This is a genomic window from Intestinibacillus sp. NTUH-41-i26 (assembly GCF_032769475.1).
Taxonomy (GTDB): Bacteria; Bacillota; Clostridia; order Oscillospirales; family Butyricicoccaceae; genus Agathobaculum; species Agathobaculum ammoniilyticum.
The window spans coordinates 1,576,934-1,603,310 of the sequence record NZ_CP136477.1 but is presented as its reverse complement, the minus strand read 5'-3'; the positions used below and the strand labels follow the sequence as shown (position 1 = coordinate 1,603,310).

At 54.7% G+C, this 26,377-nt stretch carries 28 protein-coding genes; 20 read left to right on the top strand and 8 right to left on the bottom strand.

Features of this window, described 5'->3' with window-relative positions; translation table 11 throughout:
- The first annotated feature begins 27 nt into the window (after window positions 1–27).
- Both RX717_RS08225 and RX717_RS08220 read left to right on the top strand, forming a co-directional pair.
- The gene (locus RX717_RS08225; protein ID WP_107630452.1) at window positions 28–810 is read left to right on the top strand and encodes an amino acid ABC transporter permease; all 783 of its coding nucleotides are present in this window, start codon (window positions 28–30) and stop codon (window positions 808–810) included.
- Entirely contained in the window at window positions 797–1,519 is a 723-nt protein-coding gene (locus RX717_RS08220) for an amino acid ABC transporter ATP-binding protein (protein ID WP_107630453.1), read from the top strand. The genes RX717_RS08225 and RX717_RS08220 overlap by 14 nt, the downstream gene beginning before the upstream one ends.
- Before the next feature lie 38 nt (window positions 1,520–1,557).
- On the opposite strand, the gene RX717_RS08215 is transcribed toward RX717_RS08220, so the two are convergent.
- The 4 genes from RX717_RS08215 to rpmB form a co-directional block, all read right to left on the bottom strand.
- Window positions 1,558–3,711 carry a Tex family protein gene (locus tag RX717_RS08215; protein WP_107630454.1) on the bottom strand — a complete coding sequence of 718 codons (2,154 nt, stop codon included), beginning with the start codon at window positions 3,709–3,711 and terminating at the stop codon, window positions 1,558–1,560.
- A gap of 104 nt (window positions 3,712–3,815) precedes the next feature.
- Complete coding sequence (locus tag RX717_RS08210; RefSeq protein WP_107630455.1) at window positions 3,816–4,145, bottom strand: branched-chain amino acid transporter permease; 330 nt, start codon at window positions 4,143–4,145, stop codon at window positions 3,816–3,818.
- Window positions 4,142–4,831 carry an AzlC family ABC transporter permease gene (locus tag RX717_RS08205; RefSeq protein ID WP_107630456.1) on the bottom strand — a complete coding sequence of 230 codons (690 nt, stop codon included), beginning with the start codon at window positions 4,829–4,831 and terminating at the stop codon, window positions 4,142–4,144. Before RX717_RS08205 ends, RX717_RS08210 begins: the two co-directional genes overlap by 4 nt.
- 105 nt (window positions 4,832–4,936) lie before the next feature.
- Window positions 4,937–5,125, bottom strand: coding sequence for a 50S ribosomal protein L28 (gene rpmB / locus RX717_RS08200; protein ID WP_078096872.1), 189 nt, complete (start codon window positions 5,123–5,125; stop codon window positions 4,937–4,939).
- A gap of 201 nt (window positions 5,126–5,326) precedes the next feature.
- Here rpmB and hprK point away from each other — a divergent pair, with 201 nt between their 5' ends.
- The 6 genes from hprK to RX717_RS08170 all read left to right on the top strand — a co-directional run bounded on the left by hprK (window position 5,327) and on the right by RX717_RS08170 (window position 10,533).
- Entirely contained in the window at window positions 5,327–6,259 is a 933-nt protein-coding gene (gene hprK / locus RX717_RS08195; protein ID WP_107630457.1) for an HPr(Ser) kinase/phosphatase, read from the top strand.
- A gap of 149 nt (window positions 6,260–6,408) precedes the next feature.
- A complete protein-coding gene (locus RX717_RS08190; protein ID WP_054325900.1) occupies window positions 6,409–7,131 on the top strand; it encodes a phosphatase in 723 nt (240 codons plus the stop codon).
- Between the two features lie 12 nt (window positions 7,132–7,143).
- Complete coding sequence (locus RX717_RS08185; RefSeq protein ID WP_054325901.1) at window positions 7,144–8,067, top strand: ROK family protein; 924 nt, start codon at window positions 7,144–7,146, stop codon at window positions 8,065–8,067.
- A gap of 145 nt (window positions 8,068–8,212) precedes the next feature.
- Entirely contained in the window at window positions 8,213–9,757 is a 1,545-nt protein-coding gene (locus RX717_RS08180) for an N-acetylmuramoyl-L-alanine amidase (RefSeq protein WP_159068015.1), read from the top strand.
- A gap of 19 nt (window positions 9,758–9,776) precedes the next feature.
- Window positions 9,777–10,181: a C-GCAxxG-C-C family protein gene (locus tag RX717_RS08175; RefSeq protein WP_242977791.1), complete on the top strand. Its 405-nt coding sequence runs from the start codon at window positions 9,777–9,779 to the stop codon at window positions 10,179–10,181.
- A gap of 130 nt (window positions 10,182–10,311) precedes the next feature.
- Window positions 10,312–10,533, top strand: a complete 222-nt coding sequence (locus RX717_RS08170) for a DUF6514 family protein (protein WP_147573672.1) — start codon at window positions 10,312–10,314, stop codon at window positions 10,531–10,533.
- 37 nt (window positions 10,534–10,570) lie between these two features.
- Here the strand turns inward: RX717_RS08170 and RX717_RS08165 are convergent, their stop codons facing one another.
- The 3 genes from RX717_RS08165 to RX717_RS08155 all read right to left on the bottom strand — a co-directional run bounded on the left by RX717_RS08165 (window position 10,571) and on the right by RX717_RS08155 (window position 12,181).
- Window positions 10,571–11,137: a chromate transporter gene (locus RX717_RS08165; RefSeq protein WP_107630460.1), complete on the bottom strand. Its 567-nt coding sequence runs from the start codon at window positions 11,135–11,137 to the stop codon at window positions 10,571–10,573.
- On the bottom strand, window positions 11,134–11,676 hold the full coding sequence (locus RX717_RS08160; RefSeq protein ID WP_107630461.1) for a chromate transporter: 543 nt from the start codon (window positions 11,674–11,676) through the stop codon (window positions 11,134–11,136). Before RX717_RS08160 ends, RX717_RS08165 begins: the two co-directional genes overlap by 4 nt.
- A gap of 136 nt (window positions 11,677–11,812) precedes the next feature.
- A complete protein-coding gene (locus RX717_RS08155; protein WP_054325906.1) occupies window positions 11,813–12,181 on the bottom strand; it encodes a VOC family protein in 369 nt (122 codons plus the stop codon).
- Between the two features lie 143 nt (window positions 12,182–12,324).
- Between RX717_RS08155 and RX717_RS08150 the strand changes: the two genes are divergently transcribed.
- The 8 genes from RX717_RS08150 (at window position 12,325) to RX717_RS08115 (ending at window position 20,903) form a co-directional block, all read left to right on the top strand.
- Window positions 12,325–14,313 carry a DHH family phosphoesterase gene (locus tag RX717_RS08150; RefSeq protein ID WP_107630462.1) on the top strand — a complete coding sequence of 663 codons (1,989 nt, stop codon included), beginning with the start codon at window positions 12,325–12,327 and terminating at the stop codon, window positions 14,311–14,313.
- A gap of 42 nt (window positions 14,314–14,355) precedes the next feature.
- The gene (gene rplI / locus RX717_RS08145) at window positions 14,356–14,802 is read left to right on the top strand and encodes a 50S ribosomal protein L9 (protein WP_054326073.1); all 447 of its coding nucleotides are present in this window, start codon (window positions 14,356–14,358) and stop codon (window positions 14,800–14,802) included.
- A gap of 79 nt (window positions 14,803–14,881) precedes the next feature.
- Window positions 14,882–16,246, top strand: a complete 1,365-nt coding sequence (gene dnaB, locus RX717_RS08140; RefSeq protein ID WP_407923204.1) for a replicative DNA helicase — start codon at window positions 14,882–14,884, stop codon at window positions 16,244–16,246.
- A 3-nt stretch (window positions 16,247–16,249) separates the two neighbouring features.
- Entirely contained in the window at window positions 16,250–17,587 is a 1,338-nt protein-coding gene (tilS, locus tag RX717_RS08135; protein ID WP_107630464.1) for a tRNA lysidine(34) synthetase TilS, read from the top strand.
- A gap of 7 nt (window positions 17,588–17,594) precedes the next feature.
- Window positions 17,595–18,149 (top strand): hypoxanthine phosphoribosyltransferase, encoded by a 555-nt coding sequence (gene hpt / locus RX717_RS08130; protein ID WP_242977792.1) that lies wholly within the window; start codon window positions 17,595–17,597, stop codon window positions 18,147–18,149.
- A gap of 44 nt (window positions 18,150–18,193) precedes the next feature.
- Entirely contained in the window at window positions 18,194–20,101 is a 1,908-nt protein-coding gene (ftsH, locus tag RX717_RS08125) for an ATP-dependent zinc metalloprotease FtsH (RefSeq protein WP_054325911.1), read from the top strand.
- A gap of 135 nt (window positions 20,102–20,236) precedes the next feature.
- Window positions 20,237–20,698: a hypothetical protein gene (locus RX717_RS08120; RefSeq protein ID WP_107630465.1), complete on the top strand. Its 462-nt coding sequence runs from the start codon at window positions 20,237–20,239 to the stop codon at window positions 20,696–20,698.
- A 10-nt stretch (window positions 20,699–20,708) separates the two neighbouring features.
- A complete protein-coding gene (locus tag RX717_RS08115; RefSeq protein WP_054325913.1) occupies window positions 20,709–20,903 on the top strand; it encodes a helix-turn-helix transcriptional regulator in 195 nt (64 codons plus the stop codon).
- Between the two features lie 59 nt (window positions 20,904–20,962).
- Here the strand turns inward: RX717_RS08115 and RX717_RS08110 are convergent, their stop codons facing one another.
- Complete coding sequence (locus RX717_RS08110; RefSeq protein ID WP_054325914.1) at window positions 20,963–22,288, bottom strand: sodium-dependent transporter; 1,326 nt, start codon at window positions 22,286–22,288, stop codon at window positions 20,963–20,965.
- A gap of 227 nt (window positions 22,289–22,515) precedes the next feature.
- Between RX717_RS08110 and RX717_RS08105 the strand changes: the two genes are divergently transcribed.
- Genes RX717_RS08105 through RX717_RS08090 form a run of 4 tightly spaced genes read left to right on the top strand, consistent with a single transcriptional unit; the run spans window position 22,516 to window position 26,359 of the window.
- On the top strand, window positions 22,516–22,956 hold the full coding sequence (locus RX717_RS08105; protein ID WP_107630467.1) for an ACT domain-containing protein: 441 nt from the start codon (window positions 22,516–22,518) through the stop codon (window positions 22,954–22,956).
- A gap of 29 nt (window positions 22,957–22,985) precedes the next feature.
- Window positions 22,986–24,197, top strand: coding sequence for a homoserine dehydrogenase (locus tag RX717_RS08100; RefSeq protein WP_107630468.1), 1,212 nt, complete (start codon window positions 22,986–22,988; stop codon window positions 24,195–24,197).
- A 12-nt stretch (window positions 24,198–24,209) separates the two neighbouring features.
- The gene (gene thrB / locus RX717_RS08095; RefSeq protein ID WP_107630469.1) at window positions 24,210–25,100 is read left to right on the top strand and encodes a homoserine kinase; all 891 of its coding nucleotides are present in this window, start codon (window positions 24,210–24,212) and stop codon (window positions 25,098–25,100) included.
- A 50-nt stretch (window positions 25,101–25,150) separates the two neighbouring features.
- Window positions 25,151–26,359 carry an aspartate kinase gene (locus RX717_RS08090; RefSeq protein WP_054325916.1) on the top strand — a complete coding sequence of 403 codons (1,209 nt, stop codon included), beginning with the start codon at window positions 25,151–25,153 and terminating at the stop codon, window positions 26,357–26,359.
- Window positions 26,360–26,377: the final 18 nt, after the last annotated feature.

Genomic DNA, 26,377 nt, shown 5'->3' with positions numbered 1-26,377 from the left:
TTATGAGAAATAGAAAGGGGATAGGCTGTGGTAACGCTCACATTGTCAAACTGGCTGGAAACCGCGCCTGACTGGATTCTCTCGCTTCCGGAAAATCTGCAAAGGCTGCTGTTCCAGCTCTACCAGACCTTTATTTACCAAGACCGTTGGACTTGGTTTGCCCAAGGCCTGCGTATCACATTTATCGTAACGATCGGCGCGCTTATTTTGGGTATCATCATCGGCCTGCTGGTCGCCATGGTCCGCACGGCGCACGACTCCCAGCGGATGGGCAAGCACAATCCGGTGCTAGGCGTGCTGAATGTATTGTGCAAGGTATATCTGGCCGTGATCCGTGGTACTCCAATGATGGTTCAGCTTTTAATCAGTTGTTTTGTCATCATGGTGCCGAAGGATGACTTCGGCAGCCTGATATGCGGTATTGTGACGCTGGGCATCAACTCGGGCGCCTATGTTGCGGAGATCGCGCGAAGCGGCCTGATGTCGATCAGCGCCGGCCAAATGGAGGCGGGGCGCTCGCTTGGCCTGAACTACGGCAAAACGATGCGCTACATCATCATCCCGCAGGCCATTAAAAATATCCTGCCTGCGCTGGGCAACGAGATGATTACCCTGCTCAAGGATACCTCGCTGGTTTCGGTCATTATGCTGCGCGACGTGACCAAGCAGGCACAGAATATCGTTGCCAATACTTATCAGCCCTTTGTGCCGTATGTCAGCTTGGCGGTCATTTATCTTGTGATCGTCCTGATTCTGACCAAGCTGCTCGGTATTTTGGAAAGGAGGCTGCGTGCAAGTGATCGACGTTAAAAACCTGTGCAAATCCTTTGGGGATCATCAGGTGCTCAAGGGCGTCAACGAGCATATCGAAAAGGGAGAAAAGGTCGTTATTATCGGACCGTCGGGGTCCGGCAAATCCACTTTTCTGCGCTGCCTCAACCTGCTGGAGGAGCCTACCAGCGGCGATATCATTTTTGAAGGGCAGAATATCACCAGCAAGGTGACCGATATCAATTTGATCCGCCGCAAGATGGGCATGGTGTTCCAGCAGTTCAACCTGTTTCCTCATCTGACCGTGCGTGAGAATATTAAGCTGGCACCTGTCAAGCTCAAGATCATGACAGAGGATGAGGCGGACAAGCGTGCGATACAACTGTTGGAGCGCGTCGGTCTGCCGGATAAGGCGGACAGCTATCCGGTTCAGCTGTCCGGCGGGCAGCAGCAGCGTATCGCAATCGCCCGCGCGCTGGCAATGAATCCGGATGTGATGCTGTTTGACGAGCCTACCTCCGCACTGGATCCCGAAATGGTCGGTGAAGTGCTGGAGATCATGAAAGAGCTTGCGGACGATGGCATGACCATGGTTGTGGTTACACACGAAATGGGATTCGCACGCGAGGTCGGCACCCGTGTACTGTTTATGGATGGGGGAAACATTGTGGAGCAGAACGAGCCGCACGCTTTTTTCACCAATCCGAAGCATCCTCGGCTGAAAGATTTCCTGTCCAAGGTATTATAAAAAACGGGGTACAGCTTTTGCTGTACCCCGTTTTCCGTTTATTTGGCCTGCTTCATGGAAAGGGCGATGCGGTGGCTTTTGGGATCAGCCGACAGGACGACTACATCCACGATATCACCGACGGTGACCGCTTCGGAGGGGTGCTTGATATAACGGCTGCAGATTTGCGAGATATGCACCAAACCGTCCTGATGGACGCCGATATCCACGAACGCGCCGAAATCCGCCACATTGCGTACCGTTCCTTTGAGCTTCATACCAGGCTTCAGGTCCTTGAAATCGAGGACATCCGAGCGGAGCAGCGGCGGCGGCAGCTCATCGCGTGGATCGCGCCCGGGCTTCTGAAGCTCGGAAATAATATCCATCAGGGTCGGCACACCAACCCCGCAGCGCTGTGCGGCATCGGTTCGGCCCAGTTTCTCTATGCGTGCAGAAAGCTCTCCCAGCTTGCCGGAAGCAGCGTCCTGAACGGAGTATCCGCACAGGGTAAGCAGCGTTTCAGCCGCGGCGTAGGATTCGGGATGGACCGCGGTCCGGTCGAGCAGGTTGTCACTTTCCGGTACGCGCAGAAAGCCCGCACATTGCTCATAAGCCTTGGGGCCAAGCCCTTTTACCTTCAATAGCTGCCTGCGGCTGTCAAAACAGCCGTGTTCCTCACGATAGGCAGTAATATTTTTCGCCACGGTACCGGAAATGCCGGCAACGCGCGACAGCAAAGCGGAAGAAGCAGTGTTGAGATCCACGCCGACAGCGTTGACGCAGTCCTCAACCACGCCATCCAGCGCCTCGGATAGGCGTGCCTGCGGCATATCGTGCTGGTATTGCCCGACACCGATTGCTTTGGGGTCGATTTTGACCAGTTCGGCCAGCGGATCCTGCAGACGACGGGCAATCGATACGGCGGAACGCAGGTTGACGTCATAATCCGGAAACTCCTCGGCCGCAAGCCTGCTCGCGGAATAAACCGAGGCACCGGCTTCAGAGACGACCATGTACTCGATGCCGCCGCCGTATTCCCGAATAAAGTCGGCAATCAATAGCTCGCTTTCCTTGGAGGCTGTGCCGTTGCCGATCGCGATGCAGGTAACATGGTGCGCGTCGCACAAACGGCGCAGCGTTTTTTTCGCTTCGTCCACTTTTTGATAGGGCGGCGTGGGGTATATGACAGCGGTATCCAGCACCTTGCCGGTGCCATCCACCACGGCGAGCTTGCAGCCGTTCCGGTAGCCGGGGTCGAAACCGAGCGTCACACGGTTTTTCACAGGCGGCTGCATAAGCAGGGGGCGCAGGTTGAGCGCAAAGGTATGGATCGCCTGTTCGTTTGCCGTATCGGTCAGTTCGCTGCGCAGCTCGCGCTCCAAGGAGGGGAACAGCAGCCGTTTCCAGCTATCCTCACAGGTGGTGCGCAGCATGGCGCAGAACGGATTTTTGGGATGCAGGACAGCGCGGTTCAGCTCGACCAGCGCCTGGCTGTCGTCCACGGTCAGGGCCACCTTGAGCTTACCCTCCTTTTCCCCGCGGTTGATTGCAAGGACACGGTGGCTTTGCAGCCGGCGGACCGGCTCGGAAAATTCGTGATACATCGCATAGACGGTATCCTCCGCGTCGGTTCCGGCGGTTTGTATCACACCGGTCTGGCGGATCAGGCGGCGCAGGCGGCCGCGGATATCCGCATCGTCCGAGATATCCTCCGCAATGATGTCCGAGGCGCCTGACAAGGCTTCCACAGCGGTTTCGATGCCTTTGGCGGGAGCGACGAAAGGCGCGGCAAGCGCGTCCAGATCGGGGGAAGGCGTGCGCGCGGCAAGAAGCTGTGCAGCCAAAGGCTCCAGACCCTTTTCGCGGGCAACAGAGGCGCGGGTGCGGCGCTTGGGGCGGTAGGGGCGGTAGAGGTCGTCGAGCGCGGCCAGGGTCTGTGCCTCTGCGATTGCGTGGTCAAGCGTCTCGGTCAGCTTGCCCTGCGACTCGATCGATGCGCGGATTTCCGCACGCTTTTCATCCAGGCTGCGCAGATAACCGAGCCGGTCAGCAAGCGTGCGGATCATCTGGTCGTCCATCGCGCCGTGCAGCTCTTTCCGGTAGCGGGCGATAAAGGGGACGGTATTCCCCTCGTCAAGCAGTTTGACGACATTGGAAACGTATGATTCCGGCTGCCGCAGCTCATGCGCCAGCATATTAATAATAGTCTGCATAAAATAACTCCTTTTTCAGCTTGCTTTATTGTACCACAAAATTCTTGGTCGGGAAATAAAAAAACCGCATTGGAAAACCAATGCGGTCAGGGATAGACAGGGCATCAGACAAATATACCCTGCACCAAAAACATATACAGAATGGTGCCGACGCCGATCGATAACAGGTTGTTCCGTTTCCAGACGTGCAGCAGCGCAACGACAGCGATACAAAGCAGCTCCGGCGCACCGTGCGGCACAGCAAGCCAGTCCACGCTTTTGACGCAATAGATGACCAACAGAGCGATCACAGCGGGTGGGAGCGTCTCGCCAAGATAGCGCACGATCGGGGGGATGGGCTTTTTTCCATTAAAAAGCAGGAACGGCGCGACGCGTGTCGCAAAGGTGCAGAGCGCGGCGACGGCAATCATGGCAAACGCTTTTTGCGGGGTCATTCCGACACCTCCCCTGTAAGCTTCCCGCGTAGCGCGACCAGCATGACGCAGATGGCCATCATGGCGGGCAGGATAAAGTTATCCGGACCGAGCAAGGTAAGCGATACAGCGGCCGCGCCAAGCCCGAGAAAGGCAGGGATATGGCATTTGCTGCTTTTCCACTGCTCGACAAAAATCACAGTAAAGAGCGCGGTCATCGCGAAATCAATGCCTGTGGTATCGAACGGCAGCACGCCGCCGATGATTGCGCCAATAACCGAGCCGATGATCCAGTAGCTTTGGTCAAGCACGGAGATCAAAAAGCGCATCGCAGCAGGGTCGACACCGTCCGGCGTTTTCAGCGAACAGAGCAGGGAATAGGTTTCATCGGTCAGGGAAAAGATCATGTACCACTTGGCGCGCCCCATCTGGTAGAAGGTATCGAGAAAAGAAAGACCGTAAAAGATATGGCGGCAGTTGAGCAGAAGCGTCATCACCGCGACGGTGACAAGGGACGAGTTTGCTGCAAGGAGCGAAACCAGAAGATATTGTCCGGATCCGGCGTAGATCGTCAGGCTGGACAGAAACGCCCAGGGAGCGGTAAAGCCGGCATCGCGCAACATCACGCCAAATGCGAAACCGATAAAAAGATAGCCGCACAGCACTGGGATTGTGACCGTAAACGCGGGGCGGAGCGCCTTTTTCATGGGAATCACCTACCGTTAAGGGATACTGAGGAAAGGGATATGCAATAGAAAAGCGCCCTGCAAGCAGAGCGCCTCAACATGCTTTCAACGTATCGCGCGGGAAACTCAGATCGCGCGGGTTACCTTGCCGGAGCGGAGGCACCGAGTACATACGTTGATATGGCGGGGAGTACCATCGACCAGAGCCTTCACACGACGAACATTCGGTTTCCAAGTTCTGTTGGAACGACGATGAGAGTGAGAGACCTGAATACCAAAGGTCACGCCCTTGCCGCAAATATCGCACTTTGCCATTTTCCTGCACCTCCTTCTCTTGTGCATTGCGTAACGGATATTATAATACCATAATGCCTGTAAAAATGCAAGCGGTTTTTTCATAAAAAGTCCTATTTTTCAAGTTTTGCCGCAGAAGAGCGGGAAAACGTTGAAAAAGGTGGAAAATCAGGGTATAATACAAGCATCGACATACCTGCCGCTGCGGAGGGGAGTATTTTTATGCAGTTAAAAGAATTTGGCGTCAGCTTAGGCGATCTGATACAGGAGTTTGATTTTGAGGTCGTCTACGGACCGGAGGGCTTTGAGAAAATCGAGATCACAAAAGATGATGTCAACCGCCCGGGACTGCAGCTCGCCGGTTTTTTTGATTATTTCGATCCCAATCGTATTCAGATTGTGGGCAAGGTGGAATCAAGCTATGTAGAGCAGATGACGCCGGAAGCGCGGCTGGCATGCTTTGAGCGGCTGTTTTCCACCGGCATTCCGGTATTGATTGTCTCGCGGAATATCGATGTGTTCCCCGAGTGCCGGGCGGCGGCGGAAATGTATAAGGTGCCGATCCTGCGCACCAACGAATTTACCTCAACGATCATGAGCGCGGTGATCGCTTCCCTTAAGGTCAACCTCGCGCCGCGGGTGACGCTGCACGGCGTCCTTATCGAAATTTACGGTGAGGGCGTCCTGTTGCTGGGCGATTCCGGCGTCGGTAAATCCGAGACTGCAATCGAGCTGGTCAAGCGCGGCCACCGGCTAATCGCGGACGACGCGGTTGAGATCAAGCGCGTGTCGGACAAGACGCTGGTCGGCACGGCGCCCGAGGTCATCCGGCATTTTATCGAGCTGCGCGGCATCGGCATTGTCGATGTGCGCCGGATCTTTGGCATCGGCGCGATCAAGATGACTGAAAAGGTCGAGTTGGTTATCAACCTGGAGCCGTGGGAGGATGGAAAGCAGTACGACCGCCTAGGCCTGGATGGACAGACGACCAGCATTCTGGATATCGCGGTTCCGTCGCTGACGATTCCGGTCAAGCCCGGCCGCAATCTTGCGGTCATTATTGAAGTCGCCGCCATGAACGACCGCCAAAAGAAGATGGGCTTTAACGCGGCACGCGAGCTGCAGGAGCGCATGCTCAAGCAGTACGGAAACTGATGCGCAGAGGTACGGCCGGCCACCTCGCAGCGCTATGACTTGCCTGCGCGCCGGACGTTTTTGAAAACAGGCGTCAAACGCCTGTTTTCTGTTTGGATAGACACTTTACGCGAAATGGATTTCACCACAAAAAGGAGCAATTGTTTTCTATGCACATCGTAGCAGACCTGCATACCCACACGATCGCCAGCACACACGCGTACTCCACGGTATATGAGATGGTTCGCGGCGCAAAAGCAAAGGGACTGATCGCGATTGGCATTACTGACCACGGTCCGGATATGACAGACGGCCCGCATGAGTGGCATTTTTCCAACCTGAATATTATTCCGCGAGAGATAGACGGCGTGGCCGTGATTCGGGGAATAGAATTCAATATCTGTCCCGGCGGGGCGCTGGACCGGATGAGTGAAAAAAGCCTGGAGCCTGTGGAGTTTGCGCTGGCCTCTTTCCATGACTGCTGCTTTGCCCCCTCCACGCGGGCGGCGCATACAGAGGCGCTCGAAGCAGTGCTGCATGATAAACGGGTGCAGGCGTTTGGGCATCCGGGTAACCCCAAATTTGATTTTGATATGGAGCATATTATTTCACAGTGCAACCAGTACGGCAAGTTGGTGGAGATCAACAGCAATTCCTTTGCCATCCGGAAAGGAAGCAGGGAGAACTGCACGGAAATCGCGCGCCTGTGCAAAAAATATCAGGTGCCGATCGTTGTGGACAGTGATTCGCATATTGAATATACAGTCGGCTGTGTAGACAACGCATTGGAGATGCTGGAAGAGATCGGGTTTCCGGAGGAGTTGGTGGTCAACAGTAGCGGGGAGCGTCTGGATGAATATTTTCGTGGACGCGGTTTGACGCTGTTCGGATGAAAAGGAGGAAACATGATGCGGATCGGTATTGATTTAGGTGGAACAACGGTAAAAGCGGCGCTTTGTCGGGAGGATGGCACGCTGCTGCATAAAATGAACGCGCCCACCCGTTTGGGAGACGCGGATGGGCTGCGGGCGGATATGAAAGCGCTCGCGCTCGCGCTTTGCGAAAAAGAGGCAATAACGCCGGAGCAGGTACAGAGTATAGGTATCGGCGTACCTGGCTCGTTCGACAAGGAAACCTGCACGCTGCGGTTCGGAACCAATTTGGATATGAGCGACGTGTGCTTCGCGCAAGCGTTCGAGCCGGAATTCCAGTGCGCGGTCCAACTGGATAACGACGCAAATTGCGCAGCGCTGGGAGAAGCGATTGCGGGCGCGGCAAAAGATACCAGAAATATGCTGATGATTACCCTGGGAACCGGCGTCGGAGGCGGGATTGTGGTAGACGGAAAACTTTATACCGGCTGCAACGGCATCGCGGGAGAATTGGGACACATCGTGATACGACAGGGCGGCGAGTCGTGCAACTGTGGACGAAAGGGCTGCCTGGAGGCCTATACCTCCGCTTCGGCTTTTGTCCGCTTTGCGGAGCGTGCCTTGGAGGCAGGAAGAAAGAGCGTTCTGGAAGAAAATCGGGGGGCGCTGAACGCCAAAATGATATGTGATGCCGTAGACGCGGGTGACACCCTGGCGCGGGAGCTGTTTGAGGAATACTGCGTCAACCTCTCCTGTGGGCTGGCGAACCTGGTCAATATTTTTCAGCCGGAGTGCATTGTCATCGGGGGTGGCCTTGCGGGCTATGGGGAGAAACTGATCGAGCCGCTGCGCCGCTTAACAGAAGCGGAAACCTTCCAGGGCGCGTCATGCAATGCAAGGATCATTGCGGCCGCGCTGGGAAATGACGCGGGGCTGATTGGCGCGGCGATGCTTTAACGCAAAACTGTAATATAGAGCGGCGCATTTGTAATATTACAAATGCGCCGCTCTACCCTTCAAAGCATTGAAATTCGGGCTTTTTTCGTGATAAAATACGTTCCGTATTATGAGAAAACCAGCTTGTTCAACCCGGAGGTCTATCATGCGTTTGAAACGAATGATTGCCCTGCTGTGCGCATCGCTGTATATTTTAACTGGCACAGCCGCAGCGGGTGAAATAACAAAAGAGGAAACCGAACAGCAAATCGTTCTGGAAGCCGGCGTGCCGGCGGCAGAAGAGGGCCGCGCTGTTTCGCAAAACGCGGCCCCGCAAATGCTGTCCGCACGCGCGGCGCTCAAGACGGTTCCATCGACGCACAAGGTCACGGTCAATGGGCAGGCCGTCAGCCCGCAGGCCTATAATATTGACGGATACAACTATTTTAAGCTACGGGATATTGCGTTTCTGCTCAGCGGCACCACGGCGTCGTTTGATGTGCAGTGGAATGGGGAGAAAAACGCGATCGACCTGATATCCGGCGCGGTCTACACCGCGGTGGGCGGGGAGATGAGCGTTGCATCCTCCTCTACGCTCCGTGTACAGGAATCGACCGCCAAGCTGCTGCTGGATGGCAGCGGCGTATCCATCAAGGGCTATAATATCAATGGGAACAACTATTATAAGATAGCGGACGTATCGACTGCAATGGGGTTTACTGCGGCATTTGAAAGCGCGACGCAGACGGTGCAGATCAAAACGCCGTCTGCGCCCGATCCGGAAATGCAGCCGGAGCCTGATCCGGAAGGGCCGCAGGAACCTGCGGAACCGGAAGAGCCTTTCGTGACAGGGGTCTATCAGGTTAAGGTCAGCGACTACCTTTCGGTACGGACGGGTCCCGGGCTTACTTATGCGGCGGTCGGCAAGCTCACAAACGGTACAGAAATCGTCGTGGATTCGATAACGGATAATTGGGCGCATATCATGGTTGGAGACGACGGGAGCGACCGCTATTGCAGTGCGGACTATCTTGTACGGGTGAAGGACTATGATACGTCCGAGGGAGAGCCGGAGCCGGTTATCAAGCCGGTGCGGCCGGAACGTACCTTGAATATTGATGGAAAAATGACCGTGATCGTTGACCCCGGCCATGGCGGCAGCGATGTTGGCGCACATAACGAGGACGGTTCTCTGGATGAAAAGCATATCAACTTGTATGTTTCGCAATATCTGGAAGAATATCTGGAGGAAGCGGGCGTTCGGGTGATCATGGTACGCGATACACTGGAGGAGGGGAGCTCGCTCTCCCTGCGCGGTCAGATCATGGAAGAATATGTGGACACGGTTGATCTGTTTTTCAGTGTCCATCATAATGCGGCCAATACGACGGCACGCGGTGCGGAAGCGCTGGCGCAAATCGTGGATAAGGACGGAGGGCCGACCAGGATTCTGGCGGAGGCGCTGCTGGAGGAGTATGAGAAGCTGGGCGTCCCGATCCGGCAGGTCGTATTCCGAGAAGGAAGCAACGGAGATTATTATTATACGAATCGCGTGGCATCCGCGCTGGGTATTCCTGCCCTGACCAGTGAATTTTGCTTTATCGATAACGAGGAGGATCAAAAGTTTATCGATAGCGAGGAGGATTGGCAGGCGGAAGCGCTGGCGCAGTTCCATGCGATCATGCGCTATTTCGAGAAGGTTGAATATTAACGGACAGGAGAGATTGAACGTGACGGAAAGAGAAGAGCGGGCGCAACGTTTGCATGACAGCGGCTATAACTGCGCGCAGGCGGTTGTGTGTGCTTATTGCGACCGGTTTGGGTTGGATGAAAACACGGCGTTTAAAATGGCCGAGGGCTTTGGCCTGGGCATGGGGCTTATGGAGGTTTGCGGCGCGCTGACCGGCGCGTTCATGCTGGCGGGCTGCAAGCAGAGCAAGGGCTGCAGCCACCAGGGGGAAACAAAGGCGCAGACCTATAAGTTGACAAAAGCTCTAGCGGCCGCGTTTGAGGAGAAGAACGGCACCTACCTTTGCAGAACGCTAAAAGGCGTGCCGGATGGAACGGTAAGGCGGTCCTGCCCAGGGTGCATTAGTGATGCTTGCCAACTTATCGAAGAATATTTGTTGAAATAGCCGATTTGCCGCAGATGTCAACCCATCTGCGGCAACTTTTTTTGCTATCGTTCGCCTGCTTTCGACAGACGGCACCTGTGCAGGGGCGTAAAATGAGGGTTATGAATTGCAAACAAAGGGGGCGATAGCTGTGGTTCGCTATATTGTTACTGAACAAGCCCGTGCTGAACGGACGCAGTATGGTATAGCCGCCATAACGGAGCGGAAGCGCGTGGACCAAATTGATGATGTTGCGCTGACGCTCGAAGAAACCATGCGGCTGGTTTCGTTGTTGCAAGATAATGGCGTGGCACCGGAACATTTTCGAGATGTTGTGGAAGATTATCTTTCGGGTTTGATGATGGTCGAATAAAAAACGGCGGAAACGATAGGGTTTCCGCCGTTTTTTATTAAAACTGAAAGAGGATGCCTCCGATGGCCCCTGCAAAAATGAATAGAATGGGATGGAGCCTGGGGAATTTCCAAATACACAGCGATAGCGCCAGGAAAAAGGCGATCGCAGGGAAATTTAATAACGCAAGCAGGCTGCCGACGCCCTTCCAAAGCTCGGTATGAAAAAGCGAGGCGGCAAATACCTCCAGCATAGCGCCGAAAATCAATCCGGCGGAGGCAGGGCGCAGGCCGTAAAAGGCATCCCTGACAAGCGCGGAATCGCGAAACCTGGTCAGGGCGCGCGAGATCAGGATGATGATGACCACGGAAGGGAAAACGAGCGAGCAGGTTGCGATGACAGAGCCCCCTAGCCCCGCGGCATGGAAACCGGCGTAGGTCGCGGTATTGATGCCGATCGGCCCAGGCGTCGATTCGGAAACCGCGATCATGTCCAACAGGTCGTTTGGTGTAAACCAGGGGTATTTGAGCGAAATGGCCTTGAGAAAGGGCAGCGTCGCCAGACCGCCGCCGACCGAAAAAAGGCCGGTTTTGAAAAATTCCCAGATTAGCTGTAAATAGATCATGTGCGCCGCCTCCGGAAGAAACCGATCGCAATGCCTGCCGCGCCAGCCAGAAGCACCATCACTACGGGAGAAACCTCAAAAAATGCAACGGCGGCAAATGTAATAAGCAGTATCAAGGTGGTAGGCAGGTCAACAACACCTTTCCTCGCCATTTTCAAAACCGACTGCAACACAAGCGCGCAGACCGCGATGCGGATGCCGGAAAAAGCGTGCTGCACCACGGCAAGATGCGCAAACTGCTGGATACAGGCAGCGATGATAACAATGATTATCAGAGACGGCGCGACCATGCCGGCCGTAGCGCAGACCGCGCCAGGCACTCCGTGGGTCTTATAGCCGACAAAGGTGGAGGTATTGACTGCGATTACACCGGGCGTGCATTGGCCGATGGCATAATAATCCATCAGCTCGTCCTCAGTAGTCCAGCCGCGGTTTTCAACGATCTCCCTCTGGAGCAGGGGCAACATGGCATAGCCACCGCCAAACGTGCATACACCGATGCGGGCAAAGGTGAGAAACAGGTCAAGATAAGGGTTCAAAAACAGCCAGCTCCTTTCCGTATACGGTATCAGTATATCATATTTTGATGGATATGGATGGAAAATATCCGTAAAATTGCGAATGGGGACAAAAAAGGCTGCCAGAATCTGTGCTGACAGCCTGCGGATCGGTAAATCAACGGGAGGGGATGACCTCGAGCCAGTATCCATCCGGATCGGAAATAAAGTATATGCCCATCGCGGGGTTTTCAAAGCAGATACAGCCCATCTGCTCATGCTTGTGATGAGCGGCTGCAAAGTCGTCCACCTGAAACGCAAGATGGAATTCGTTATCGCCAAGGTTATAGGCATGGTCCCAATCCCGCAGCCAGGTCAGCTCCAGTTGGTGGGCGCTTTTGCCATCGCTCAGATAGACGATGATAAAGCTCCCATCGTCAGGGCTGATGCGGCGGACTTCGGACAGGCCGAGCGCCTCTTGGTAGAATGCGAGCGACCGGTCCAGATCACGCACATTGAAATTATTGTGTGCAAACGTAAATTGCATAAAGGTTTCCTCCTTTTCGGGTATGGGATTACTTTACCACGTTTTTCCGCAAAACACAATCGGCATAGACGATTTTTGTTTACATTACGGCCGTGCGATGATATAATTAATATGCGTATTTGCGTCCGAAAGGGGGACGGAAATTGAAAAAGAAATTTCAAAAAGCGCTGCAGCCTGGGCAAACATGGTTTTACCTGCTGTTTTTGCTGTTTGCGGCGGGCGGATTATATTTTTCGTTGTGGTATGGCGCCGCGGGCATAGCGGTCTGCGGCATACTCCGGCTTGCTTCGCTGCGCCAGGAATCCGAGCGAAAACGTCAGGTGCAGGACCTGATGGAGAATATTGAGGTCAGCGGTGGTGAAATAAAGCCCGCGGTAACCCACTCTCCGCTGCCGACGGTTGTTGCGCTGGCAACGACCGGCGAGATCGTTTGGGCAAACGAAGCGTTTGCGGAAATCAGCGGCCAGTTTAGCGGCGCCCGCCATATGCGAATGACCGAACTCGCGCCAACGTTTGAAACACGGTGGCTGATCGAGGGGAAGGAAGAATTCCCGGGAGAGCTTCGTATGGGGCGTCGGGCATACCATGTATTCGGCAGTATGATTCCAAGCGGCGCCGGACAGATGATGATGCTCTATTTCATTGACTGTACGGAATACGTCCGGCTGCGGGACGCGGCGGAAACGCGCCATCCGGCGCTTGCCATCATCGCGATCGACAACTACGAAGAATTGATGAAGAACGCGACGGACTCAGAAAAATCCGCGATCCTTGCTGATATTGACCGCCGCCTGTCCGAATGGACGCGCGACAGCAGCGCGGTCCTGCGGAAATACGACCGCGATAAATACATTTTTATCATCGAAAACGCTGAGCTTGACAAGCTTGCGGCGCGGAAATTCGCCGTGCTGCAGGAGGTGCGCGATATCCGCAACCACGAGGGCGTCCTCGCTACACTGTCGATCGGTATCGGCAGGGACGGGGAAACGCTTGCGGAAAGCTATCAGTACGCTGGGCTGGCAATCGACATGGCGCTGTCACGCGGCGGTGACCAGGCGGTCATTAAAAACCGGTACACCTTTGAGTTTTACGGCGGCCTGAGCGAGGAAGTGGAAAAGCGCACCAAGGTCAAAAGCCGCGTTGTGGCAAACGCACTGAGTCAGCTCATCCGAGACTCCTCGCAAGTGCTGGTCATGGGCCATAAGAACAGCGATATGGATGCGATCGGAGCGGCGGCGGGCATGGTATGCGCGGCGCGCGTCAAGGGCAAGCCCGTGCATATCGTTGTGGACCAGCAGCACACCATGGCGTCGGATCTGATCGAACGACTCGAGTCCCTGCCCGAATACAAGGACGTTTTTATCAGCGCAGAAGACGCCATGATTATGTGCGATTTTAATACGCTTCTGATCGTGGTGGATGTGAACCGTCCCGGCTATGTAGAAAGCGAAGCGCTGCTTCAGTCGATCAATAAAGTGGCGGTCATTGACCATCACCGCCGCGCTGCGGATTATATAGAGAACGCGGTCGTTTCGTTGCATGAGCCATACGCTTCCTCCGCATCCGAGCTGGTCAGCGAGCTGCTGCAATATCTGGTGCCGAACAACGATATCCTCACCGGCGAGGCGGAGGCGATGCTCGCGGGCATCTATCTGGATACCAAGGGTTATTCGACTCGCACCGGCGTGCGCACGTTCGAGGCCGCAGCCTATCTGCGCCGTGCGGGCGCGGAGGTGAGCGATGTCAAGCGCCTGTTCCAGTCAAGCTTTGATCAGTATATGGAGCGGCAAAAAATCATCTCTTCCGCGCGCAATTGTGGGCAAGGCGTGATTTTCGCTCTCACAGATCAGGAGATCGACCGCATTGCGGCTGCACAGGCGGCGGACGAGCTTTTGTCGATCATTGGGACAAGGGCCAGCGTTGTCGCGTTCCGCAGCGGGGTGGATATGGCGGTTTCCGCCCGTGCCTCCGGACAGGTCAATGTACAATTGCTGATGGAGCGTCTTGGAGGCGGCGGCAACCATTCCGCCGCGGGGGCGCAGCTGAAGAATACGACGCCGGAGGAGGCGGACCGTATGATTACCGAGGCGATTCACGGCTACTTTGCCGATCAGGAAAGTGAAGCGCAGTAGACAGATAATGTAAGTGTATCCCGTTGAAAGGAGAAAGATATCATGAAAGTAATTCTTACAGCAGACGTAAAAGGAAAAGGAAAGAAAGGCGACCTGATCGAGGTCAGCGAGGGCTATGGCCGCAATTTCCTGCTGCCGCGCGGTCTGGCTGAGCCGGCCACCGCGGATAATCTGAACGTGAAGAAAGCACAGGACGAGGCGCATGCCCGCAAGGTGGCGCTGGAACAGCAGGCCGCACGGGAAGCGGCGGAAAAGCTGAAGGTCAGTCCGGTCAAGGTGCCGGCGAAAGGCGGGGCAGGCGGACGCCTGTTCGGCGCGGTGACCTCGAAAGAAATCGCGGAGGAGTTGAAAAAGCAGTACGGCCTAAATGTGCCGAAGCAGAAAATCGTGCTGGAGGAGCCGATCAAGACCTTTGGCGTCCATCGGGTGAAGGCCAAGCTGTATCAGGATATCGCGGGAGAGATTCTGGTGCAGGTCGTAGAAGCATAGTCAGGTAAGGGACAAATAGGGCGGAAAGCAACCGCCCTGGCGAAGCGGTATATTTTTATTGGAAAGGCGGTGTGCAGCTTTGGATGAGCTTCTTATGCGGCAGGTGCCGCAGGACCTGACTGCGGAGCAGTCTTTGCTGGGCGCCATGCTTGTCGATCCAAACTGCATACCGGAAGTGATCGAGCAGGTGCGCGCGGATGATTTCTATGCGGATGAGAACAAACGCATTTTTGAAACCATCTATTCCATGTTCAACGGCGCGCAGAAGATCGATCCGGTCACCGTGCTGGATATGCTGACCCGTCTCGGCTATTACGATGAGGCAGGGGGCAGGGCATATCTCTTTCAGTTGATGGAGGTAACGCCCGGAACGCGCAACGTTTCGGAATATGTCCGCATTGTGCGCGACAAGAGCCTGCTGCGGCAGCTTGCCGACGCGTGCGCCGAAATTCAGCAGCATGCGCTGGAAGCGCATGGAGAAGCGTCCAGCATCGCGGAGTTGGCGGAGCAGCGCATCTATAGCATCCGTCAGGGACGGGAGATCAAAGGCCTGTCCAAGCTGAGCGAGGTCATCGCGGACCTGTATACGGAACTCGATGAGCGTGCCAGGTCGGACAGCGATATCCCAGGCATGTCAACCGGATTTCACGCGCTGGACACGGCGTTGACAGGCCTGAACAAATCCGACCTGATACTGATTGCGGCGCGTCCCGGCATGGGTAAGACCGCGTTTGCGCTCAACATTGCGCTCAACGCGGCAAAGGCGAGTGTAAAGGGCAAGCCGAAGGGCTATAAAAAAGGGACGGGCGTGTGTGTGTTCCAGTTGGAAATGGGCAAGGAACAGCTTGCGAGCCGCTTTTTGTCCAGCGAAGCGTTGATCGAGTCGCAAAAGCTCAAGACTGGTAACCTGGATGGGGACGATTGGGTCAAGATCGCCCGCGCGTCCGGCGTGCTGGCTGGCCTGAATATCTATGTGGACGATAATCCGGCGATTACTGCGGCTGAAATCAAGGCGAAATGCCGGCGGCTGGGGGACGAGTTGGGCCTTATCGTGATCGACTACCTGCAACTGATGCACGCAGGCGGCCGGCATTCGGATAACCGCGTGCAGGAGGTCGCAGAGATCTCGCGTTCCCTCAAAATCATGGCGAAAGAGCTCAATGTGCCGGTCGTCTGTCTGTCCCAGTTGTCACGCGCGTCCGAACAGCGCGCGGATAAGCGGCCGATGCTGTCCGATCTGCGCGAATCCGGTGCGATCGAGCAGGACGCGGATATCGTCATGTTTATTTATCGTGACGATTATTATGATGACGAATCGGAGCAGAAGAACATAGCGGAAATTATTATTGCCAAAAACCGACACGGCGCCACCAACACGGTGGAGCTGCAATGGGTCGGTCAATATACAACGTTTTCCAATCCAGACAGAATCCACGGGGAGTAGGCCATGCTGGAAATCGTAAAACACACGATCGAGGCGCACCAGATGCTGACACCCGGCGAAGCTGTCCTGGTGGCGCTTTCCGGCGGGGCGGATTCCACAGCCCTTCTGCGGGCGCTGCTGCTTCTGGGATACCCTGTGCGGGCGTTCCATCTGAATCATTGCCTGCGCGGAGCGGAAGCGGAACGGGATGAAGCGTTCTGCCGGTCGCTGTGTGCGCGCCTGCAGGTGCCGCTGACCGTTTCGCGCGCGGATATCCGCGCGGAGTCCGTCCAGCGCGGGGAAAGCATTGAAACAGCGGCGCGTCATATCCGGTATGAGCGGCTTTTCGCCGCTGCGGGAGCGGATAGGATCGCGACCGCCCATACGGCGGACGACTCAGCGGAAACCGTGCTGTTTCATTTGGCACGGGGTACCGGACCGGAGGGGCTGACGGGGATACCGCCGGTACGCGGCCAGCTTGTGCGACCGCTGATTGAAACAACAAGAGCGGATGTGGAAGCCTTTTTGCGGCAGTTAGGGCAGGACTATGTGACCGACAGCACAAATGCGGATGACCGATATACGCGTAACCGCATCCGGCATGCGGTAATACCGGTGCTTCGTGAGATCAATCCGGCGCTGCCGGATGCAGTAACGCGTCTGAGCGGGCTTCTGCGGCAGGACAACGCGTATCTGGACGGGGAAGCCGAACGTCTTCTTTGCGCGGCGCGGCGCGCTTCCGGCAAATGGCAGGTTGATACGCTCCGGTCGGCGCATCCGGCGCTGCGTTCGCGGGCGGTAAAAATGCTTGTGAAGCATTCGGGCGTGACGATGCGGGATATCGCCGCAACGCATATTCAAGCGCTGGAACGCCTTCTGGAAACAGACGATCCATCCGCAGCGCTCAGTCTGCCGCATGGGTTTACGGCGCGGCGGGAATATGATACAGTATATATAACAGCCGCAGCCGCACCAGCGCTTCGGCGGGAACCGGTTTTGCTTACCGTTCCGTTTGACAGGCCGGTTTGGGGCGGCACGCTGCATTTGTCGGTTCGTCGTTTAGAAAAAAAGCAATCTTTTTACAAATCATTCAATACTTTTCTCGTGGATTGTGGTACAATATGTTTTGATACGTTCTGTGTCCGCGCCCGCATGCCGGGAGACAGGCTGCGCCTATCGAAAAAGGGCGGCAGCCGCACGCTGAAAAAGCTGATGATCGACCGGAAAATCCCGCGCTTACAAAGAGATGAGTTAGCGGTTCTGGCGGATAAAAACGGCGTGATCGCGGTGCAGAATTTGGGGATGGATATTTCGCGTGCTCCCAAAGGGGGCGCGCTGATAGAAATAACGATAGAGGGGTAACTGACAAATGGCATTTGACATGCGAGACGACATCAAGGAAGTTTACTTCACGGAACAGCAACTCGCGGAAAAAGTGGCGGAGCTGGGCGCGCGTATTACGGAGGATTATCGGGATAGGAATCCCCTGATCGTCAGCGTACTCAAGGGATCCTATGTTTTTATGGCAGATCTGACCCGCAGGATCCAAACGCCGTGCAATATTGATTTCATGGTGGTATCCAGTTATGGAAAGGGGACCAAAACCTCTGGCGAGGTGCAGATCATCAAGGATATCGAGCAGCCGATCGACGGGCGCGACCTGTTGATTGTAGAGGATATCCTCGATTCAGGCGTCACGTTGAATTATTTGATGCAGGTGCTGATGGCGCGCGGAGCAAATTCGATTCGGCTGTGTACGCTGCTGTCCAAGCCTGCGCGGCATAAGGTACATGTGCCGATCGATTATCTCGGCTTTGAAATACCGGATGAATTTGTGGTCGGCTATGGCCTGGATTATGCTGAAAAATACCGTAATTTGCCGTATATCGGCATTCTCAAACCGTCTGTTTACGGCGGCGAGTAAATACACGAACGAGGAAGAGGTGTCATACCGATTTGAAAGGAAAAATGAAAGGCTTTGGCCTTTATCTTCTGATACTGGTGTTTTTGCTGGCCGGTGTCAGCTATGTTGTGAGCCAGACGTCGCGCACCGAGCCGATCACCTATCTGGATGTATACAAATACTTCCAGGAGGAGAAAGTTGATCAGTTCAAGGTGGATGGCGGGACGCTGACCATGCATCTGAAGGACGACGGACGCGTTGTCAGCTATGACTTGGGGAATTACTTCAGCGTATTTTACGAAGAACTGGGTGAAACGATCCAGGAGCAGGAGCAGAACGGCACGCTGACAGAGGTAAATTATATCACTACGGAAATACCGTGGTGGGCGAATTTGGTGCCATACCTCATCCTGATTGTTCTGCTGGGCGCGTTCTGGTATTTTATGATGAACAAGCAGTCCGGCGGCGGCGCGGGTCCGATGCAGTTCGGCAAAGCACGTGCAAAGCTGGCGCAGGACGATAAAAGGAAAGTCACTTTCAATGATGTGGCCGGTGCGGATGAGGAAAAGGCCGAGTTACAGGAGATCGTGGAGTTTCTGAAAAACCCGCAGAAATTTGTGCAGATCGGCGCGCGCATTCCCAAGGGCGTACTCCTGGTAGGCCCTCCGGGTACTGGTAAAACATTGATCGCGCGTGCGGTTGCGGGCGAGGCCGGCGTGCCGTTCCTATCGATTTCCGGCTCGGATTTTGTCGAGCTGTATGTCGGCGTTGGCGCTTCGCGCGTACGCGATCTGTTCGAGCAGGCAAAAAAGAACGCACCGGCGATTGTGTTCATCGACGAGATCGACGCGGTAGGCCGCCAGCGCGGCGCGGGACTCGGCGGCGGGCATGATGAGCGCGAGCAGACGCTGAATCAACTGCTTGTAGAGATGGACGGTTTCGGCGCCAATGAGGGCGTTATCGTGATTGCGGCAACCAACCGTAAGGATATCCTCGATAACGCATTGCTCCGCCCGGGCCGTTTTGACCGCCAGGTCTATGTTGGCGCACCTGACGTTAAGGGGCGCGAGGCAATCCTGAAAGTGCATGCCCGCAACAAGCAGTTCGATCCGGATGTCAAGTTCTCGGATATCGCTAAAACCACGGCCGGATTTACCGGCGCGGATCTGGAGAATCTGCTCAACGAGGCAGCACTGCTGGCAGCGCGCCGCAATAAAAAGCTGATTTCCCAAGATGAGATCGAGGAGTCCCTGCTCAAAGTCGTGATGGGTGTGGAAAAAAAGAGCCATATCATTACCGAGCAGGATAAGCGCCTGACAGCATATCACGAAGCAGGTCATGCAATTTGTTTCCATGTCCTGCCGACGCAGGATCCGGTGCATCATGTAACGATCATTCCGCGTTCCTCCGGTGCAGGCGGCTTTACCATGCCGCTACCGGAAGAGGATCAGGCGTACCGCACCCGAAAGTATATGGAGGAGTATATCATCGTTTGCTTGGGCGGCCGTGTCGCGGAACAGCTTACGATGCCGGATATCTCCACCGGCGCCTACGGCGATATTAAGCAGGCGACGCAGATGGCGCGGGCGATGGTGACCAGTTATGGTATGAGCGAGAGGATCGGGCCGATTGATTACGGCGCGGACAACGGCGAAATATTCCTGGGCCGTGATTTTGCGGCAGGGAAGGGCTACTCCGAGGTCAAGGCAGCGGAGATCGACGATGAGATCCACCGTATTATCGAGGAGGCGCACCACGCCTGTGAGAAGCTCCTGACCGAGCATATGGAGGAGATGTCCCGTGTCGCGGAGTATTTGATCCGTAATGAAACAATGGACGGGGAAACCTTCCTTAAGGTCTATAACAATGAGATCGTTCCGGACAAGGTACTCGGCGAGGATTTGATGCCTGAGCTTCAAAAGGAGCTGGATGAACAGGCACAGAAAAAAGACGACGGCCAGGAAACAGAATAAAAAGAAATCCCACGGGAACCCGTGGGATTTCTTTTGTGGAGAAAAGTCAAAAACTCTTGACATTTTTAAAAGTGTGAGGTATGCTGAAAATGTAAAATAAGTTTGACACTATGCAAAGGGGAGGGAGAGCTTGATATGGGTGCAAAGAGCTATATTTTGATGGCGCTGCCAATAGTGTTTCTGGTTGGCTTTCTTGCGCTGTTTATATGGATTGGGAGGAGGCGGCCGCTGCGTTTCACCGCATTGGCCAATAAGCTTGGTTTGCAGCCCGGGATGCAGCGAGCGGACGAGATGGAGCGGCTGATCCAATACAAAGCAATCTCTATTGCATACACGGTTATGCTGTTTGGTTTGCTGGGATGTACATTTTACAGCGTATTTGTTAAAAATGAAAGCATACCGCTTTCCAACGGCGTTCTGCTTCTGGGCGTGCTGACACAATCGATCGCCACACTTGCGCTGCGGCATCGGTATACGGAGGGAGACGAGGAATATAAGCCCTATCCGCTGTGGAAGACTCTGATGATTGTGCTGGTATTCAGCCTTGCAGTCGGTACGCTGGGAGCGATGCTTGCTATTGGGATTATGATGATATAAGTGAAAATATATGAAGAACGGCATCAAAGCGCTGCGGAAAGCTCACGGCCTGCGGCAGGAGGATATGGCAAAGCTGCTCGGTGTTTCGCGCCAGACCGTAGTTGCAATGGAAAATAACAAATATGACCCGACCCTGGAATTGGCGATGAAGGTTGCCCGCTTATTGGAGCAGCCGGTAGAAAGTATTTTCTTCCTGGAAGAATAAAAGAGCTTCCCCTTAAGGGGAAGCTCTTTTATTGTCCAATATGGTCCCCGCAATAAACGTCAGCCAATGCCACCGGGGATCAGGAAGCTGAATACGACGACGAGCGCTGCCAGGAAAACATAAACATATTTTGCGAGAGGATCAAATACACGGCTGAGCGTTTTTTCCCGACCAAGCATAAGCTCTTTTTTGATTTCCTTGACGCCCAGCACCCAATAAATCATGACCGCGCCGAGAATCGCGCCGATCGGGACCACATAGATCGTAATAATATCCATCCATCTGCCCATAAGCGCCTCCTGCTCGATCAGAAGGCCGACAGCAAGCGTTGCAACGCCGGAAAGCACAACAGCGGTTTTCCTCTTGAGCTTGAGACGGGTCTGCGCCGCTTCGGAAACCGCCTCGAGCATGTTGGCAAGCGACGTGATGCCGGCAAAAAGGACGGAAAGGAAAAACAGGAAAGCAAACAGCCGCCCCATCGGCATTTGCTGAAAGACGCGGGGCAGAGTGATAAACAACAGTTTGGGACCGGATGCAGGATCAAGCCCAAATGCAAAGACCGATGGGATAACGGCAAAGCCGGCGAGCATAGCTGCGCAGGTATCGAGCAACGCGGTCATTGTGGAGGAGTGGACGATATCCTCTTTTTTGCTCAGATAGCTGCCGTAGATGATCATACCGGAGCCCGTGACGGAAAGGGAAAAGAATGCCTGCCCCATCGCCATGACCCAAGTTTTGGGATTCAAAAGGAACTCCCATTGGGGGACAAACAGATACCGGTAACCATCCAACGCGCCGGGCAGGAAAGCGACACGCACCGCGATAATCAAAAACAGGATAAAAAATGCGGGCATCATAACTTTATTGATTTTTTCGATGCCGCCCGACACACCGTAAATCAGTATGGCGACCGTCATCAGTACAACGATCGTGTGCCAGGGGACGCTGGACAAATGCGCGCTGCTCATTTGGGAAAAGAATACTTCCGGCTCCGTGCGCATCAAGGTGCCGGTCAGTGCGCCAAACGCGCTGCGGACCACCCAACCGACAATAATGGCGTAGCCGATCGCAATGCCGAGCGACCCGAACAACGGGATCGCACCGAGAAAAGCGCCGCCTTTTTTGCCGCGGCTTTTCATCGCGTACTCATATGAGCCGATCGGTCCGGTGCCGGTCAGACGGCCGAACGCAAATTCGCCCGACAGGCCGACGTATCCAAACAGAGCGACAAACAGCAGGTAAGGAATCAGGAACGCCGCGCCGCCGTACTGCCCTGTGCGGTATGGAAACATCCAGATGTTTCCCATGCCGACTGCGGAGCCGACTGCGGCAAGAACAAAGCCTACTTTCGAGGTAAAGGTTCCATTTTCGTTTTTTTGTTTCATAGTACGATTCTCCGTCTCTAATTTCACATGTTTTTTTAGTATATCATAGTTTAGGAAATTAAGCCATATTGGATTTGCCAAGAAATCGGATACAGCTTTGTCGAATCATACAAAAGGATTTTGTGAAAAACAAGAATTTTATCACATATTCCCTTGCTTTGCAGGGGTTCATATGGTATGATAGGAAAGCGTGAAAAAGACATCTGTCTTTTTAGGGAGGACAACGCATGATTAAGCCAAAATATTATCTGGTCGAGCGGACATTACTGCCCGAGGTGTTTCAGCGCGTGATCGAAGCAAACGAAGCGATTGCCTCCGGAAAAGCGGCTACCGCAAGCGAGGCGGCGAAAATAGCAGGACTGTCCCGTAGCGCCTATTACAAATATAAGGATGGCGTCCGGCCATTTTTTGAGGCGACGACCGACCGGATCGTAACATTCCATTTCATGTTGCATGATCAGCCTGGGATGCTGTCGAGTATCCTGGGGCTTATGGCGCGGTCCGGCGCCAACCTGCTGACGGTGAACCAATCCATCCCCATGCGGGGGCAGGCCTCGGTCACGATAGCCGCGCGCACCGGTGAAATGAAATATTCCGTCGAAGAACTGGTGCATCGGGCAGAAGCGCTGGAGGGCGTAAATAAGGTGGAAATTTTAGCATCCGAATAAGAGAACAGCCGAAAGGAAGAGAATGACGTATGGTGAAAGCAGCTATCATGGGCCATGGCACGGTTGGCTCTGGCGTATATGAGGTATTTGAAATGAACGCGGAAAAAATCACCCGCGTGCTGGGGGTGCCGGTTGAGGTGAAATATGTACTCGACCTGCGCGATTTTTCCGCATTGCCGTATGGGAATAAATTTGTAACGGATTTTTCTGTTATAGAAAACGATCCGGAGATTTCGGTCGTAGCTGAGGTCATGGGTGGCGTCGGCGCAGCGTATGAGTTCACCAAGCGTTGTCTGCAGGCCGGCAAGAGCGTTTGCACCTCCAACAAGGAGTTGGTCGCGACCCGAGGGGAGGAATTGCTCCGGATTGCGCAGGCGCACGGTGTAAATTATATGTTCGAGGCATCGGTCGGCGGCGGTATCCCAATCATCCGCCCCATGCTGCAGTGTCTCGCGGCAAATGAGTTCGACGAGATCTGTGGTATTCTCAACGGAACGACAAATTATATCTTGACCCAGATGATCCATAACGGCGTCACTTTTGAGGACGCGTTGAAGCAGGCGCAGCTCAACGGCTACGCGGAAAAGGACCCCACAGCGGATATTGAAGGGCATGACGCCTGCCGCAAGATCTGCATTCTTTCCGACCTGGCTTTTGGGGATAAATTTGATCCGGATGCGGTTTCCTGCGAGGGCATCACGAAAATAACGCTTGAGGATGTGGCTAACGCGGATAAGCTGGGCTGTGTGATCAAGCTGCTGGGCCGTTCCGTACGCTGCGAGGATGGAACCGCGTATGCGTATGTTGCGCCGCACCTGATCCACAAAGAAAGTCCGCTGGCTGCGGTGGAGGATGTGTTCAACGCAATCATGATTAACGGCAACGCCACGGGGGAGGTTATGTTCTACGGAAAAGGAGCCGGCAAGCTGGCGACAGCCTCCGCAGTCGTGGCGGATATGATGGACTGCATGGAACACCGTGACCATCGCCGCCGTATTATGTGGGGGGATGGCTCGCGCTGTTTGCTTCGGCCGTTGGATACGCTGCAAAGCGCATGGTATGTCCGGTTCAAGGGCAGCCAGAAAGATATGGAGGCGGTTTTGCCGGTCGAAAGCGTGACAGAACCGGTTGACGGCGTGGTTGTTGTGAAAACCAGCAAGCTGGCGACCGCCGATATGCAGAAAAAAATCCAGCAGCTCAACGCCTGCGGCAAGGTCTGCGCAGCGATGCGCATGCTCTAAGGGGGGAAACACATGGTAAGGGTAACGGTACCCGCGACAAGCGCGAATATGGGGTCGGGCTATGACAGCATCGGCATTGCGCTTGAGCTTTATAATATTATCGAGATGGAAGAATGCGACCACATTGATATTTCGGATAAAAACGGTCAGTTAATTCCTAAGGATTCGCGGAATTTGATTTACCAATGCGCGAAAAAGGTGTATGATGAATGTGGCTACAGCCTGAACGGGCTGCGCATCGTCGAAGACTGTGCGATCCCGCAGACAAGAGGGCTCGGTTCTTCCTCTGCCTGCACAGTGGCGGGGATTATGGGAGCGAATGAGATGCTGGGCGAGCCGCTTGACCGGCAGGCTGTGATCGATCTGGCCGCAACGATCGAAGGGCATCCGGATAATTCCACACCGGCGATTCTCGGCGGCTTCTGCGTCGCGCTGCTGGAAAACGGGCATGTACACCATGTGCGTGTGCCGGTACACAGCGCCATTGACTTTATTGTGTTTATCCCTGACTTTAAGCTGTCAACGGAAAAAGCGCGCGCCGCGCTGCCCAAGACGATCGCGCATCATGACGCGGTCTATAATTTAGCGCGTGCCGCCCTTCTTGCAGGCTCGCTGACGACCGGAAAGCTGGATAATCTGGATGTTGCGACAGGGGACTGCCTGCACCAGCCGTACCGGTTCGGCCTGATCGAAAACGGGGAGGACATCATACAGGAGGCAAAGGAACTGGGGGCGTTAGGCGCATTTATCTCGGGTGCCGGCCCGTCTATTATCGCAATGGTCTATAAGGGGGACCGTGACTACGCCGCGCGCGCGCAGGCCTTGTGTGCGGAAAAATATCCACATTGGCATGCGATGCAGCTTCGCTGTGACGAGGTCGGCGCGACAGTCAAGCGTATTTGAAGCAGGACCGTTTTTGACGGTAGGCGATATAAGGAGGAAACGTAACAAGTATGAGTCTTATTGTGCAGAAATTTGGCGGAACCTCGGTAGCAAATACCGAACGTCTGAAAAACGTGGCGGACATTGTGACGAAAACGGCACAGGCGGGCAACCAGGTTGTTGTCGTCGTATCCGCGCAGGGCGACACAACGGATGACCTGATCGCAAAGGCGGCGGAGTTGAACGACCATCCCTCCAAACGGGAGATGGATGTGCTGCTCAACACAGGGGAAATGATTTCCATGTCCCTGCTCGCGATGGCGATTCAGAAGCTCGGTTTTTCCGTGGTTTCGCTGACCGGCTGGCAGATCGGGCTGGAAACCAACAGCAATTATTCAGACGCGCGCATCAAGCGCATTTCGGGCGACCGGCTGAAGGCGGAATTGGATAACGGGAAAATTTGCATCGTTGCAGGCTTCCAGGGCTTGAACAAAATGGGCGACCTGACAACGCTCGGCCGCGGCGGATCGGATACGACTGCGGTTGCGATCGCAGCGACGCTGGGCGCAGACCTGTGCCAGATTTATACGGATGTGGACGGTGTGTACACGACCGATCCGCGTATCGTACCCGGCGCGCGCAAGCTGGAAGCGATCACCTATGATGAGATGCTGGAGCTGGCCTCGCTCGGCGCGCAGGTCCTGCACAACCGAAGCGTTGAGATGGCAAAGAAGTATAACGTCGACCTGGAGGTCATTTCGAGTTTTACCCGCAATCCGGGTACAAAAGTCAAGGAGGGTTCTCACATGGAAAAAATGAACGTTTCGGGGGTTGCCCGTGACAATAACTGCGCCCGTGTTGCGATTATCAATGTTTCCGATACACCCGGCACCGCGTTCAAGGTGTTTTCGCTGATGGCTAAGCATAATGTAAATATCGATATTATCCTGCAGTCCGTCGGTCGCGATAATAAAAAATCCATTTCGTTTACCATACGGCAGGATGATGCGGACCGTGTGGGAAAAATCCTGCGGGACAATGCCGAAATGCTGGGATATGAGGACGTGTCGATCAGCACCAAAGTGGCGAAGGTTTCCATTGTTGGCGCAGGCATGGCGTCTTCCGCAGGCGTGGCCTCCAAAATGTTTGAAGCGCTGGCCATGGCTGGAATCAATATCCGTATGATCTCCACTTCGGAGATCAAGATATCCGTCCTGATTAACGAAGAAGACAGCGAAAAGGCAGTCAAAGCCATTCATGAGGAATTTTTTGGCGAATAACCGCTATTGATATTTATT

Coding starts and splice junctions, on each gene's coding strand:
- RX717_RS08215 (WP_107630454.1), bottom strand. CDS start 3,711: ATGCAGACTATTATTAATATGCTGGCGCATGAGCTGCGGCAGCCGGAA.
- RX717_RS08210 (WP_107630455.1), bottom strand. CDS start 4,145: ATGACCCCGCAAAAAGCGTTTGCCATGATTGCCGTCGCCGCGCTCTGC.
- RX717_RS08205 (WP_107630456.1), bottom strand. CDS start 4,831: ATGAAAAAGGCGCTCCGCCCCGCGTTTACGGTCACAATCCCAGTGCTG.
- rpmB (WP_078096872.1), bottom strand. CDS start 5,125: ATGGCAAAGTGCGATATTTGCGGCAAGGGCGTGACCTTTGGTATTCAG.
- hprK (WP_107630457.1), top strand. CDS start 5,327: ATGCAGTTAAAAGAATTTGGCGTCAGCTTAGGCGATCTGATACAGGAG.
- RX717_RS08190 (WP_054325900.1), top strand. CDS start 6,409: ATGCACATCGTAGCAGACCTGCATACCCACACGATCGCCAGCACACAC.
- RX717_RS08185 (WP_054325901.1), top strand. CDS start 7,144: ATGATGCGGATCGGTATTGATTTAGGTGGAACAACGGTAAAAGCGGCG.
- RX717_RS08180 (WP_159068015.1), top strand. CDS start 8,213: ATGCGTTTGAAACGAATGATTGCCCTGCTGTGCGCATCGCTGTATATT.
- RX717_RS08165 (WP_107630460.1), bottom strand. CDS start 11,137: ATGATCTATTTACAGCTAATCTGGGAATTTTTCAAAACCGGCCTTTTT.
- RX717_RS08155 (WP_054325906.1), bottom strand. CDS start 12,181: ATGCAATTTACGTTTGCACACAATAATTTCAATGTGCGTGATCTGGAC.
- rplI (WP_054326073.1), top strand. CDS start 14,356: ATGAAAGTAATTCTTACAGCAGACGTAAAAGGAAAAGGAAAGAAAGGC.
- tilS (WP_107630464.1), top strand. CDS start 16,250: ATGCTGGAAATCGTAAAACACACGATCGAGGCGCACCAGATGCTGACA.
- hpt (WP_242977792.1), top strand. CDS start 17,595: ATGGCATTTGACATGCGAGACGACATCAAGGAAGTTTACTTCACGGAA.
- ftsH (WP_054325911.1), top strand. CDS start 18,194: ATGAAAGGCTTTGGCCTTTATCTTCTGATACTGGTGTTTTTGCTGGCC.
- RX717_RS08120 (WP_107630465.1), top strand. CDS start 20,237: ATGGGTGCAAAGAGCTATATTTTGATGGCGCTGCCAATAGTGTTTCTG.
- RX717_RS08115 (WP_054325913.1), top strand. CDS start 20,709: ATGAAGAACGGCATCAAAGCGCTGCGGAAAGCTCACGGCCTGCGGCAG.
- RX717_RS08110 (WP_054325914.1), bottom strand. CDS start 22,288: ATGAAACAAAAAAACGAAAATGGAACCTTTACCTCGAAAGTAGGCTTT.
- RX717_RS08105 (WP_107630467.1), top strand. CDS start 22,516: ATGATTAAGCCAAAATATTATCTGGTCGAGCGGACATTACTGCCCGAG.
- RX717_RS08100 (WP_107630468.1), top strand. CDS start 22,986: ATGGTGAAAGCAGCTATCATGGGCCATGGCACGGTTGGCTCTGGCGTA.
- thrB (WP_107630469.1), top strand. CDS start 24,210: ATGGTAAGGGTAACGGTACCCGCGACAAGCGCGAATATGGGGTCGGGC.
- RX717_RS08090 (WP_054325916.1), top strand. CDS start 25,151: ATGAGTCTTATTGTGCAGAAATTTGGCGGAACCTCGGTAGCAAATACC.